The following is an 11,870-nucleotide window of genomic DNA, read 5'->3' as shown; positions in this document are numbered from 1 at the left end:
ATAGGGTTTTGACACGTACGTGTCAGGTCGGTGGTGTGGGCGGCGGTGCTCATGCGGCCCTCCGGATGGTGTGCTTGCGGTAGGCGATGGCGGCGGCGCACAGCGCCTGCGTGACGTGGGCCGGGGTGCGGCCGGGAGCGGTCTCCCAGGCGAAGACCGAGGCGTGCTGACCGGCGTGGCCGACGGCGATGAGGTAGGTGTTGAACCACTCGACGGCGGCGCTGTAGGTGTGCTGTTCGGCGTCGGTGATGCCGGTGAGGTACCAGCGGGGACGGCCGAACACGGCCGCCCGGATCGCGCCGAGGATCGACGCCGGGTACAGGCCGGTGCGGTGACAGGCGCACTTCGCGGTGCAGCCGTCGTGGCTGTCGTAGAGGCCGGTCGGCGTCCAGCCGTGCTGGGCCAGGTAGAGGGCGGCGCGGTCGAGGATGGCGTGGACGCTGCCGGTCGGCAGCGCGGTGACGGTGCTCATCGGGCACCGATCCACGCAAGGAAGCCTTCACGGGTCGGGTGCTTCTCGGCCCAGACGCAGGCGTCGGCGTAGGTTTCGAGGTCGTCCTCGGTGGCGTGGGTCCAGTCGTAGTTGTCGGCGGCGGCGCGCAGTGTGGTGATGACGCGCTCGGCGGTCTGGTCGTCGCGGTCGTTCCAGTCGATCGCGTCCGTCGGAGCGGTGTTCCAGTCGTCGCCGTAGGCGATGATGCCGAGGTCGGTCAGGTAGTGGGTGAGGTAGTCGATGGCGCGGGTGCAGTCGCGGGCGCCGGACCCGTGGGTGGCGGGGATGGTGATGAGGCGGCCGTGGGCGGCCATGCCGATCGCGCCGACGGCGCAGGCGGGCGGGAAGGTGCCGCCCTGGTTGCTGTAGTAGGTGCCCTTGATCCAGCCGTGGATTTCCAGGTAGCGGGCGGCGCAGCGCAGGGTGTCGGCCGGGGTCAGGTCGGCCAGCGCGCCGGGGGTGGTGGTCGGTTTTTGGGTAGGGTTCATGGCGGCCACGTCCTTTCGTGGGCGGTGGTTGGGTCGGCGGACCGGGCAGCTTTCTCAGGGCATTGGCCGGTCCGTCGGCCGCTTCTATCGGTGGTGCAGGTGGAGCCGGAGGAACACCCGCTGCCGGTCGTCATGAGGGCCAGCGGCGGTGGGTGCGGAGCGGAAGACGAGTACGCCCGCGTTGCGGGTGATGGCGGTCAGCGCGGCGATGTCCTCGCCGGTGCCGACGAGCACCAGGTCCACGACGCGGGTCGGGACAGCGGTCCGGGCGTTCATGCCGCCGCTCCGATGTCGGAGCTGTCGTGGCGGCGGGTCCAGGCGGCGTAGTCGGCCACGCGGATGATGTCGGTGTCGCTCATGTAGGCGGCCTTGACGCGGTTCGGGATGCCGCCTTCGGCGATGAGGAAGCCCTCGCCCTGGTTGTTCGGGTCGATGGTGTTGGAGGAGAAGCCCCGGGCGTACCAGCCGTGGCCGAGGATGATGTCCGAGGACACGTCGTTGGTGCAGCGGCCGGCAAACCGCCACGCGAACAGGTCCCGCAGCGACGGCGGGATGATGTCCGACGAGGGGCGCTGCGTCGCGGCGGCGACGATGATCCCGACGGCACGGCCCCGGGCCACGATGTCGCGCAGCAGCGCGGCGAACAGTTCCTGGGTCTTCTTGTCCCCGGCGGTGGCGGAGAAGTAGGCGATCTCGTCGCAGGCGACGAGGATCTGCCCGAACACGTCGTTGCGGCCGATCTTGCGACGGCGGCGCGACATCAGGAACGAGTAGCGGTTGTCCATCACCGTCTGCACCCGGCGCAGGGTACGGATGGCGTGCTCGATGTCCGGGCCGACGAATACGTCGGCGGCGTCCTGCCACAGGCCGAGTTCGACCTGCTTGCCGTCGAGCAGGCACAGCCGCACGTCGGGGCACAGCGCCGCGTGGCCGACGATGGTGTTCAACAGGCTGGACTTGCCCGCGCCGGGCTCGCCGCCGATGAGGATGTTCCGGTAGATCATCGGCAGGTAGACGGCCTGGCCGAACTCGTCGATGCCGAGGAACACCGGGTCGAAGATGGACAGGCCCGCGCCGACCGGCACCGTGTCGGCCGACGTGGCAGGTAGTTCGATGGTGTCGGTGAGATCCATGACGGGCTCCCGGTGGGTCGGTTGACACGTACGTGTCAAAGACGGGTGAGGGTGGGAAGGGCGCGGACACTCGACCCGGTGGGTACTGGTCCGCGCCGTCCCGGCGGTCAGGCGTAGTCGGAGGGGTCGAACCCGTTGGTCGGGCTCGCCTCGGTGGTGGAGGGGTTGCGCGGCTTGCGCGGCCGAGGAGTCTCGGCGGTGAGGGTGGCCGGGGTGTCCGGCACGTCGGGCAGGTCCAGGCCGACAGGCGGCATGCCCGGGGAGGTGGGGGCGTTGGCGGGCATGTCCGTAGGGACGTGGTCCGGCAGCGGGGACACGATGGTTGCCGCGAGGGGTTCGCGGCGGGTGATGTCCAGGCGGATCAGAGCGGCGTAGCGGCGGGAGGCGCGCATGACGCGGACCTCGTTGGCCCAGCACGCGACGGCGAGCTTCTGCACCTGGCCGTCCTGCTCCAAGTCCCGCAGGGACAGGCCGGGACGCAGCCACACCCACACCCGCTCACCGGCCGGGGTCGGCTTCGCGGGCAGGATCAGCGGCAGCGAACCGTGCCGGTTGGTGGCGATGAACGCGGCGAAGCACAGCCGCAGCCGGTGCCGCACCACCAGACACCACACGAGCGCCATGACGCGGCGGCGGACCGGGCCGATAGCGGCCGGCACGCCGACGACCAGGGCGACGACGAGCAGCGAGCCCCACAGCGGGGTCGACTGCATCAGCGCGGTCCAGCCGTAGACGGCGGCCAGGCCGAGCCCGATTTCCGGCAGCCAGTGCCAGAAGACGCGCAGGACCGGCCACGCCACGATGAACGCGAACGTCACCGCGCCGAGCACAGCGCCGATGATCCCGCCGAGCAGGGCGCCCACGATCGGGTGCAGGTAGTGCGAGGCGACGGTGGCGGCCAGCAGGCCGACGACGCCGAGAACGACCCAGAAGGCGATGATGGCCCGACGACGGTAGGAGCGGGCGATCGGAGCTTCGATGACGGTGACGTTGCCCCCACGGTTCGACCAGCCGAACGGGGACCTCTGGCTAGACTTGGACACGACAAGTCCTCCCAACATGGGACCGGAGTTGTTGACAGGACGCGGGCTCGCAGACGACGCCAATCAACGGCGAGCCCGTGTCCACCACTTCTGTTGGAGCAGATGACACGCCCGCCGCTAGGCGGCGGTGTCCAGCGGCGTCAGGCCCGAGGCCCGGAACGCCACACCCGAACGGACCTTGCCGTCCCGGTCGTTGACCCAGGGCAGCGCCTCCAGGTCCACCGGCTGCACCGGCTGACGGACCGTCACCGGCGGCATCACCGGGTTCACGACCGTCACGTTGATGACCTCCGCAGCACCCTCCGAGAGGGCGTAGAGGTGCACCGTCCACATCGGGTTCTTCGTCTCCCGGTCGAACTTCTGCTGACCGTTCTGGTCCAGCTTCGGCACCGGGTTCACCGACACCTCGTACGACACCCGCGAGGTGTCCAGCAGCAGACGTCCCATGACTGACTCCTTCATCTCGTGAGCTGAGCCCGTATCGCCGGGCCGGATGCGTCCTCCCTGGACGGCAGCTCTTCTGGAATCAGGGTGCGTCGATCGGTAGTGACGAGTTCACCACGAGATATGGACGACTAGGGACGTCCTTGCTAACGTAAGTCGTCCCTGAAGTCGTCCCGTTGTTCAGAAGCAGGAGCGTCCATGCCGAACGACCGTCTACGCAGCAGGATGCTGACGAAAGGGCTGACGCCTGGGGCACTCGCGGAAAGACTTGGTGTCGACCCGAAGACCGTCGAGCGGTGGATCACCCAGGACCGGAACCCATACCCGCGCTATCGCCACACGATCGCTGAGCTGCTAGACGAGAGCGAGTCCTACCTCTGGCCGGACGCTCTGCCGGCGCAGCGAGCGGCGCAGGTCAGCCAGTCCGAGGTGGTCCACATCTACCCTCGCCGCGGAGCCGTCCCGACGGACCTCTGGCAGCAGCTCTTGGAGAAGGCCACCCGACAGATCGGCGTCCTGGTCTACGGCGGCCTGTTCCTGCCCGAGTTCAACCACCGATGGGTGCCGACGCTTCGCGAGAAGGCGCTCGCAGGCGCCCAGGTGGAGTTGCTATTCGGTGATCCCGACGGCAAGCACATCGCCGAGCGGGGGAACGACGAGGGCATCGGCGCTGCCATGTCGAGCAAGATTCTGAACGCGCTTGCCTTCTACAAAGAGCTACGAGACCTGGACACCGTCGGGATCTACTACCACGACACGATCCTCTACAACTCCATCTACCGCTTCGATGACGAGATGCTGGTTAACACCCACCTCTACGGCACACCCGCCGCCTACGCCCCGGTGCTGCATCTCCGGCGCATCGGCGGAGCGGAGCTGTTCGACAACTACGTCGCTAGCTTCAAGCAGGTACTCGGGAAGAAGCGGGCCGTCTGGCCTGAGCACTGAGTTGCCGCCGATGAGAGGCTAGGACCATGGCCCGGACCGAGCACTTCAACGACCCGAACGCCCCGAAGCCGAACAGCATCGTTGTCGCGGTCACCGTCTTCGTGCAGGACGAGCTGGGCCGGGTACTCCTCATCCAGCGGACCGACAACGGCCTCTGGGCGCTGCCAGGCGGCGCCCAGGACTTCGGTGAGTACATCGCGGAGACGGCCGTGCGGGAAACGCGCGAGGAAACCGGCGTAGAGGTAGAGGTGACCGGCATGGTCGGGATCTACACCAACCCGAATCACGTAGTCGAGTACAGCGATGGCGAGGTGCGTCAGCAGTTCTCGATCTGCTTTCGTGGTCGGTACGTCAGCGGCCAGCCGACGCCGAGCGACGAGTCCTCGGAGGTGCGGTGGGTCGCACGCGATGAGCTGGACGACCTGGCCATCCACCCGTCGATGCGGCTGCGGATCGACCACGGCTTCGAGAGCCGGCAGCAGCCGTACATCGGTTAGGCCCGCAGCCGTTCTTCTGTCCGACGGATGGCTTCCAGCAGCGGCGCTTCCGCCTTGACCCAGAAGCGCGTCACGAGGTCATCCGGGCCGTATCGCGCACGGATCTCAGCTAGCCGTTCATCTACGGTCAGGTCTTGCCCGTCAGGCCCTGTAGTCATGTCGGCGAACCAGAGCGCGTCGGACGTAGGTGACTGTTCAAGGGGAAACTCGGCCATGAGAGCACGTTTCAACCCCCGTTCTTCAGCTTCGAACGAGGCGCAGGAGTGATGGGCGACCAAGCTTGCGAGGCGTGGATGGATGCCCTGCCGGAGCAACCATCTAGCGCCATCCAGCGCATGGAAGCCGGTGTCAGCGATTTTAGGCGCGTAGCCGATGTCATGAAGCCATCCAGCAGCAGCAAGCACTTCTGCATCATCGCCGACGAGTCGGCCCAGGCTCTCAGCCTTTACTCCGACGGCCTGTACGTGTTTCCACCTCGTTGGTAATGATTCAGAAAGTTGTCTCTCCGCCGCTTGGATCGCCCACTGAAGATCAGTCACGCCGCAAGGATATAGGGGACCGCCAGCGAAACCAAGCGGGTGCACAATGGAAGTGGAAGCGACCTAGAGTAGGTCGAAGAGCCGAACCGGGTCGATGTTGCCGGCGGAAGGCGTGTATTGCCTGTGTGGTGGCCGAGTGGGCCCTGCATCGTCATCCGGTGCGAAACCCTTGCCATCGCTTTCCTGAAGTTGCTCTTCAATAAGCTGTTCCGCCTCCCAGGTGTCAACGGCGCGACTCCATTGCGTAGCGACCGCCTTGATCTCGTCAATCGATGCCTCTTCGTCGCCATTCGGGTCATCTTGTAATTGATCGACGATCTCATCGATCTGGAACTGTGCGAACTCGTCAAATTCATCTTCCATATTTCGGAGAAAATCGTCTGTGACGGGCACGACATCTATTATGTCTCGCAATATGGACCACTCTTCCACATCTCGCGGATTGCTCATGCGCTTCAATAGGCCGTGCTCGAATCTCGTTCGCGTTGGCCGCCAGTTGGTCGGAATAGCGGCTCGCAGAGTCTGGGCCAGCGCCAGCAAGTGGCTGGCCCTCATCTTCCGGACATTCACCAACACCCCATTGATTACATCTTCGATCATTTGTTGCGGTGGCGTTTGCCCCGTGAGGCCGCACAAGGCAAGGTACAGCTTCAAGCGTTCCCCGATTATTTCGTACCACTCGTATCGAGGGCGAATAAGCGGCAGGCTACTTGTAAGTGCGCCGGCTGTGAAAAGGGTGCGCTCGACCCCCTTCAGCATGTCCTGCTCCAGCTCAACCAGTCGAGGGCTGAAAACCCCACCAGGTGGCTGATTCCTGACAAAGTAGCCGCACAGGCCAGCAAGCGTCCGTACCTGTTCGTAGAATGGCGCAGATCGGACTATCCCCTGCAGTTGGTCGGGGTAGCGCAAAAGAAAATCGCCGACTGCATCTGCCAAACCTGGGTTAAGTCCTGCCACCGCGAAATTCTTTCGGTCCTCCCAGTTCAGATGAAGCAAGTCGCCATCCAGTACCGAAATGGCCGCGTCTAGATCTACCTCTAAGCAGTGTTGGCCATTTAGCTGGTACATGGATCTAACTGCCTTGTAGAGCTCGTCCACCCGAACTACGATCGTCCCAAACGAATAGCGAACCAAGAGGATATCGCGTTGCAGTTCGGTAAGCTGATAACGAAGAACGTGATCCCACAGGCCTTCTGGACGTTCAAGAGCCTCAAGTAGTCGTGCAGGGACCGTGGGGCTGCTGGATTGCGGCAGAGGCTGATCTTTAGGTTTTCCATTTCTCGGATGGCGATGGAGGCCGTTGGCTCTCGTTAGAAGGGAAATGGCTGCTTCCGTCAGTCGTGGATTGAACTTGGGGTGGCATGCGACTTTGACGTAATCCTTAGAAGGCGACTGACGTGCAAGGCCGCGTAGCGGCGAAAAATACAACTGGTTGTAGAGAATATGGGCCTTCTCGTGCAGTGAAAGGGCCTCCGACTTCACGGATACGCGACTGGCATCAAAAATTTCGTGATTCAGGCGTTCGTAGCTCTGCTGTGCCTGCCGCAGAACGTAGTCACGTGTTGTCATGATGAATATCTTCCGGGGGTCCGCCTCTACTAGTCGCAGCAGTCTGACCAGTTCCGAGTCGCCACCAACCTTTAGCTTCGCATCCAAGCTATTCTGGCCAAGAAAGTCGTCGAAGAAGAGCACCTGCTTGGCGTTAGTGCTGATTTGTGCCTCTAGTTCACGCACGTCACCGACGGCTGTAATCGGTTCCCAACCCTCTGCCATCAATTGGAGCAAAAGGATATGCGCCGTAGTTGTTTTCCCGACGCCGGGAGGGCCCGCAAGGATGCATATCCCCAACTCATCGATTGTCTCTCTCGCCTTTGCAATGAACTTCGTTTCAACGAAGGTTCGTTGGAGCCTTGTAAGCTCCGAGCGGAGATTCTCGGATCTCAAACTTTCCATATGATGTAGTAGCGACGAAAGCAGTGACCCGCTGAGCATCCAGAGCTTCGGCGTGGCCCTCTCAACTGCGGGATGACGGCGGACGAGGGCGGCAATGTCTTCTCGCCCAAGGATGTCTGCCTCTGCGATCCTTTTAGAATAAAGGTCTACGATGCTCTTCTTGTTGAGTCGGGTCAACCTGGCAGATGTTGCAAGGAGATATCTTGAGGCCTCGTTAACAATAGGCTTCTTGGCCTCTTTGGCGAGTCCTCCCTTGATTTCGTCGTACGAAGCAAGGGGGTGATGCTTGCACTGGACCACCAGCTCGTCGCCGGAGGCCAATCGGAGTGGCGTATCCGTCGGCCCTAAGACACGAAGATCTACCCCGCCGTCCCGGCCCCTGGGAAATGACTCTACGTGTGTGCGCCATTCGGCAGTCAGAAGGTCTGCGACGAGTCGCTCGAAGTCGTAGTCTGACAGGTTCTCGAAACCGTCTGTCACTTGGCACCCTCTGATTGCTTTGTCGGCGGCGTTGTGTCGGTTCTGGTCGAGCCTGAGGCTGCCCAACGCATCCCTATATTCTGTGAGAACTTTCTGTACGAGATCAAGGCGGCCCGCGTCGCGGGCCGCTCGCGCCGCCGAACCTGGGCCGGGCCGATGGCCCGCCGCCGCGCCTCTGGCCTTCGGCCGCCAGCGCGTCAGTGTTAGCCCGCCGGCGGCGCGAGATGCGACGAAGCCCCGGGCCGCCATGGGTGCTGGCAGATCCGGGGCTTCGATGCGAGGCGACAGCAAGGGCGGTGCCTCCGGCGGGGTCCTCGGGCACTCTGGGATGGTGGCGCCATCCCGACAACCTTCGTCCGGGCAGAGCCGAGCAGATGGGGCCTGCCCGGTCAAGGTCGTTCAGCCGCTGGGTGCTCCACCTTGACCGGGCAGGCCCCACCCGCTCCACTGTGTGCGGACGAAGGCTGACGGGATGGCTTGTAGACTAAGAGGAGACGGCTGGCGAACGACGACACGCGATAAGTGGGCCGGACGCAGTCCTCGATTTGGTAGGTCGCTTATGCGACCAAAAGATCACTGAGCGCAGATAGATGCTCAACCTCGTTGCGGTGCTGTCTCGCCTGAAGGACAAGATTTGCTACAACAAGAGCAGGGCTTGCGTCGGGCACCTTCAATTGCAGGCAGCGCCGCAGCCAAGGTGCCACCTCACTCCACCGATAGAAGTGGGCACCTTCCCGATTCGGATTCACTGGCGGAGGAAAGCTGCCCGGGCCCCTCGTCCCCGTGACATATCGTCGGACAGACTCCCTGCTCTGGCCAATCCGATCAGCAATGTCGGCAAGCGTTACCAGGTCCTGGTCGATCAAACGCGTGACCCTGAGCCCAACCGATTCGACACAGCGGACAGCGGAAGCGATCGCATCCGCAAGAGTCGGTGCCTCGCGATCGAACTCGACAATCGCGAGGCCCTCCTCAGTCCCGAACGCGCCGTCGTCGCAACCAGCATCGTATAGCGCGTCCAGGTCGTCGTCGGTAGGCCGCCGATCTAGCACGAGCGTGAACACGTGTGACGCCACGGGCCTACCCCCCTTCCTCCTTACCAGCTTGCCAGCAACGGCACCTCAATGCCGGTGGTTGCTGGTGAAGCGGTCGATTTGCTTGGCATGAGTGCCCGGGTTGCGTGGCGTAGTCCAGACATCTCGGCTCGATCCACACGACTCGCACCTCACCTCCGCCCACCGGTGGTTACGGTGAACGAACTCAATCGAGAGTCCTGCTTCCTCAGCGCGCTGCAGCGCGTCGGCGATCTCTTTCTTCTGGTGCCGACCTCGGCTCACCATGTGCCACTCCCTCGGTTAGCAGCCTTTTTCTTTTGCCCATCTGTGCCTCCGAGGTCGGGTCGGTTGGTTGGTGCGGGTTGGTTGTGCTGGGCCGTATGGGGGAGTTGCTGTTAGCGGCGGACGAGCTCCCCCGGGCCCTGGTGCAAGAGTACACCACCCCGGTGCGAAAGTGCACCAGGCCGCCGACGGCCCGGCGCGTTGGGCCTTCCGGACCGACGAGGCGCACGCCTGGAGAGGGCATTCGACGTCGGGTTCGGGCCACGAGCATCGCGGGCGGTTCCGGTGATCATCGGGCACAGGTCCGGCACGACTAACCCTGGAGAGGCGGCAGCGTTAAGCGGCAGGCGGTTTCTCGGTGTCGCTGCGCGGTCGCAAGATCATGCCGTACTCAGGCCGTCAAACGGGAGCCTGAGTTGACCATCGTTGACCATCCATGCCAGACGTAGCCGCAGTTCGGAGGCTCAGTCGTCCAGTTTGATCGACCACGCCCCCGCCGTAGATCAATTCCGCTGGAAGTAGCCGGTCACGCTGGGCGTCCCCCGAACACCCAGTTGTGCACCTCCACCTCGGCGTACCGGTCGGCGGTCAGCACGGCGCGTGCCTCGTCCGGCCCGGCCGCCCGTACCAGCGCCGCCGTCCCCACCCACGTCCCGCCGTCGTCGGACAGCAGTGGCCCGTACGCGATCAGCTCGTCCTGCCGCTGCGGCAGCACCGGACCGGCGCCCTGCTCCGGACCGAGCCCGAGCACCAGGTAGCGGTTGCCACCGGTCCGGCCCCCGGGGAACTCCCACATGGTGCGGCCCAGCATGTTCCGCCACCGCCGCAGCATCACGTCCCGGTACGCGCCGGCCTGGTAGTTGGGCTCGTCGAAGGCGAACGCCCGGGCGGCCGCCGGGTCGGGCAGGCTCAGGATGTGCACGCTGCCGGTCGGTGAACCGTCGTCGGCGAGGGTCGGGCCGCGCGCGATCATCTGCTCCGCGTACCGGTCCATGTAGGACCAGTGCTCCTCGATCAGCTTCTGGCGCAGTGTTGCCGAGCCGAGCCGATCGCGGTGGTAGCAGAAGAACTCCATGACCCGAGTCTCGCCGTCGATCAACAGGCGTAGCCACTTTTTTGTGGGTACTTGTCGGCGTGCGCGACGGCGACGAACCTGGTTGTGGGTGGAGGCGAAAAGGGGCAGGTCAGGAGGCGGTGCGGGCTTCGGCGAGTTTGTCCAGGCGGCGGTGGCCCCAGTCGGAGAGGGGAGTCAGCGCCTCGGCCAGTTCGCGGCCGAAAGTGGTGAGCGAGTACTCGGTCTTCAACGGCAGCACCTCGTACGCCTCCCGGTGCACCAGGCCGTCGCCCTCCATCTCCCGTAACGCCTGAGTCAGCACCTTCTCGGTGAGGCCCGGAAGCTGCCGGCGCAGCTCTCCGGGGCGGCGCGGGCCGGATTCCAGCAGCCAGAGCAGGGCTGTCTTCCACTTGCCGTCGATCACGGCGATCGCGGCCGTCACTCCACAGACGTTCAGATCCTGGGCCCGGCTGCGCGTCATCTGCGTCCCGTTCGACAAGAGGAGTCTGCGTGAACACCAATCCCGACAAGTCTGTCACGGTGCTCGGTCTGGGACCGATGGGTCGTGCGCTGGCCGGCGCCTTCCTGAGCGCCGGAGTGCCCACGACGGTCTGGAATCGCACGCCGGGCAAGGACCGTGAGCTGGTCGAGCGGGGCGCGACAAGCGCACGGACCGCCGAGGAGGCGGTCGCCGCGAGCGAACTGACTGTGGTCTGCGTGGTGAACTACGACGCGTCGGACGCGATCCTGCGACGCGACGCCGTGACCGCCGCGCTCGAAGGGCGCACGGTCGTCAGCCTGACGGCCGACACCCCGGACCGGGCCCGGGACACCGCGCGGTGGGCGGCCGGACACGGCATCCGGTATCTGGACGGCGCGATCATGACGCCGACCACCACCATCGGCACCGCGGACGCGGTGCTCATCTACAGCGGTCCGGCCGGCCTTTACCAGGAGCACCAGCCGGTGCTCGACGCGCTGGGCGGCACCCACACCCACCTCGGCGAGGAGATCGGGCGTGCGGCGGCGTACGACATCGCGCTGCTCGACATCTTCTGGACCGCGATGGCGGGTTACGCGCACGCGCTGGCGGTGGCGAAGGCGGAAGGCGTGACGGCCCGGGAACTCGCGCCGTTCGCTGCCGGCATCGCCGCGATCCTGCCGCCCATCTTCGAGGAGGGCGCGGCGGAGATGGACACGGGCAGCTTCCCCGGAGACGGCAACCCGATCACCTCCGCCGTGTCGTCCATGGCGCACATCGTCCACACGTCCGAGGCGCACGGCATCGACGCCGGGGTGATGCGTGCGGCCGAGGGAATGGCCCGCCGGGTCGTGGGACTGGGCCACGGCGCGGACGGTTTCCTGCGGGTCGCTGAGGTGCTGGGGCGGCGCTGACCCACAGCCAGTACGCCGAAGCGGCGGCATCCCGGCGTGGGGATACCGCCACTTCGGCGAGGTGGT

General features: G+C 65.0%; 13 protein-coding genes and 1 pseudogene. 3 read left to right on the top strand and 11 right to left on the bottom strand.

From position 1 onward, the window contains the following. Positions 1–49 precede the first annotated feature (49 nt). The 6 genes from ACQP26_RS27475 to ACQP26_RS27450 form a co-directional block, all read right to left on the bottom strand. Positions 50–472 carry a DUF6197 family protein gene (locus ACQP26_RS27475; protein ID WP_433494357.1) on the bottom strand — a complete coding sequence of 141 codons (423 nt, stop codon included), beginning with the start codon at positions 470–472 and terminating at the stop codon, positions 50–52. Beyond that, positions 469–981 (bottom strand): DUF6197 family protein, encoded by a 513-nt coding sequence (locus ACQP26_RS27470; protein WP_433494356.1) that lies wholly within the window; start codon positions 979–981, stop codon positions 469–471. The genes ACQP26_RS27475 and ACQP26_RS27470 overlap by 4 nt, the downstream gene beginning before the upstream one ends. Before the next feature lie 84 nt (positions 982–1,065). Then, the gene (locus ACQP26_RS27465; protein ID WP_433494355.1) at positions 1,066–1,257 is read right to left on the bottom strand and encodes a hypothetical protein; all 192 of its coding nucleotides are present in this window, start codon (positions 1,255–1,257) and stop codon (positions 1,066–1,068) included. Further along, positions 1,254–2,114, bottom strand: a complete 861-nt coding sequence (locus tag ACQP26_RS27460) for an FtsK/SpoIIIE domain-containing protein (protein WP_433494354.1) — start codon at positions 2,112–2,114, stop codon at positions 1,254–1,256. The genes ACQP26_RS27465 and ACQP26_RS27460 overlap by 4 nt, the downstream gene beginning before the upstream one ends. A 107-nt stretch (positions 2,115–2,221) precedes the next feature. After that, positions 2,222–3,157 (bottom strand): hypothetical protein, encoded by a 936-nt coding sequence (locus tag ACQP26_RS27455; RefSeq protein WP_433494353.1) that lies wholly within the window; start codon positions 3,155–3,157, stop codon positions 2,222–2,224. A 117-nt stretch (positions 3,158–3,274) separates the two neighbouring features. After that, the gene (locus ACQP26_RS27450) at positions 3,275–3,604 is read right to left on the bottom strand and encodes a hypothetical protein (RefSeq protein WP_114918886.1); all 330 of its coding nucleotides are present in this window, start codon (positions 3,602–3,604) and stop codon (positions 3,275–3,277) included. A 195-nt stretch (positions 3,605–3,799) separates the two neighbouring features. On the opposite strand from ACQP26_RS27450, the gene ACQP26_RS27445 reads away from it, so the two are divergent. Continuing rightward, a complete protein-coding gene (locus ACQP26_RS27445; RefSeq protein ID WP_358193583.1) occupies positions 3,800–4,549 on the top strand; it encodes a helix-turn-helix domain-containing protein in 750 nt (249 codons plus the stop codon). Between the two features lie 26 nt (positions 4,550–4,575). Next, entirely contained in the window at positions 4,576–5,046 is a 471-nt protein-coding gene (locus tag ACQP26_RS27440; protein WP_114918884.1) for an NUDIX hydrolase, read from the top strand. Here ACQP26_RS27440 and ACQP26_RS27435 read toward each other — a convergent pair. From ACQP26_RS27435 to ACQP26_RS27415, 5 genes and pseudogenes are all read right to left on the bottom strand, one after another. After that, entirely contained in the window at positions 5,043–5,585 is a 543-nt protein-coding gene (locus tag ACQP26_RS27435) for an HD domain-containing protein (RefSeq protein ID WP_433494352.1), read from the bottom strand. The two genes, ACQP26_RS27440 and ACQP26_RS27435, sit on opposite strands and share 4 nt — an antisense overlap. Before the next feature lie 63 nt (positions 5,586–5,648). Beyond that, positions 5,649–7,859, bottom strand: coding sequence for a hypothetical protein (locus ACQP26_RS27430; RefSeq protein WP_433496207.1), 2,211 nt, complete (start codon positions 7,857–7,859; stop codon positions 5,649–5,651). Positions 7,860–7,877: 18 nt separating this feature from the next. Beyond that, positions 7,878–8,267, bottom strand: a pseudogene (locus ACQP26_RS27425) (hypothetical protein); the annotation flags it as partial. 1,614 nt (positions 8,268–9,881) lie between these two features. Beyond that, positions 9,882–10,430: a YciI family protein gene (locus tag ACQP26_RS27420; RefSeq protein WP_433494351.1), complete on the bottom strand. Its 549-nt coding sequence runs from the start codon at positions 10,428–10,430 to the stop codon at positions 9,882–9,884. 109 nt (positions 10,431–10,539) lie between these two features. Continuing rightward, on the bottom strand, positions 10,540–10,890 hold the full coding sequence (locus tag ACQP26_RS27415) for a winged helix-turn-helix transcriptional regulator (protein ID WP_433494350.1): 351 nt from the start codon (positions 10,888–10,890) through the stop codon (positions 10,540–10,542). Between the two features lie 29 nt (positions 10,891–10,919). Between ACQP26_RS27415 and ACQP26_RS27410 the strand changes: the two genes are divergently transcribed. Then, positions 10,920–11,804, top strand: a complete 885-nt coding sequence (locus ACQP26_RS27410; RefSeq protein WP_433494349.1) for an NAD(P)-dependent oxidoreductase — start codon at positions 10,920–10,922, stop codon at positions 11,802–11,804. The last annotated feature ends 66 nt before the right edge of the window (positions 11,805–11,870 follow it).

This window comes from Micromonospora sp. CA-248089 (genome assembly GCF_050948515.1).
Classification (GTDB): Bacteria; Actinomycetota; Actinomycetes; order Mycobacteriales; family Micromonosporaceae; genus Micromonospora.
This window is presented reverse-complemented; position numbering and strand designations above follow the sequence as displayed.

Bases quoted from the DNA above. Each gene is read 5' to 3' on its own strand.
- ACQP26_RS27450 (WP_114918886.1), bottom strand. From the start codon at position 3,604: ATGGGACGTCTGCTGCTGGACACCTCGCGGGTGTCGTACGAGGTGTCG.
- ACQP26_RS27420 (WP_433494351.1), bottom strand. From the start codon at position 10,430: ATGGAGTTCTTCTGCTACCACCGCGATCGGCTCGGCTCGGCAACACTG.
- ACQP26_RS27465 (WP_433494355.1), bottom strand. From the start codon at position 1,257: ATGAACGCCCGGACCGCTGTCCCGACCCGCGTCGTGGACCTGGTGCTC.
- ACQP26_RS27445 (WP_358193583.1), top strand. From the start codon at position 3,800: ATGCCGAACGACCGTCTACGCAGCAGGATGCTGACGAAAGGGCTGACG.
- ACQP26_RS27460 (WP_433494354.1), bottom strand. From the start codon at position 2,114: ATGGATCTCACCGACACCATCGAACTACCTGCCACGTCGGCCGACACG.
- ACQP26_RS27470 (WP_433494356.1), bottom strand. From the start codon at position 981: ATGAACCCTACCCAAAAACCGACCACCACCCCCGGCGCGCTGGCCGAC.
- ACQP26_RS27475 (WP_433494357.1), bottom strand. From the start codon at position 472: ATGAGCACCGTCACCGCGCTGCCGACCGGCAGCGTCCACGCCATCCTC.
- ACQP26_RS27440 (WP_114918884.1), top strand. From the start codon at position 4,576: ATGGCCCGGACCGAGCACTTCAACGACCCGAACGCCCCGAAGCCGAAC.
- ACQP26_RS27415 (WP_433494350.1), bottom strand. From the start codon at position 10,890: ATGACGCGCAGCCGGGCCCAGGATCTGAACGTCTGTGGAGTGACGGCC.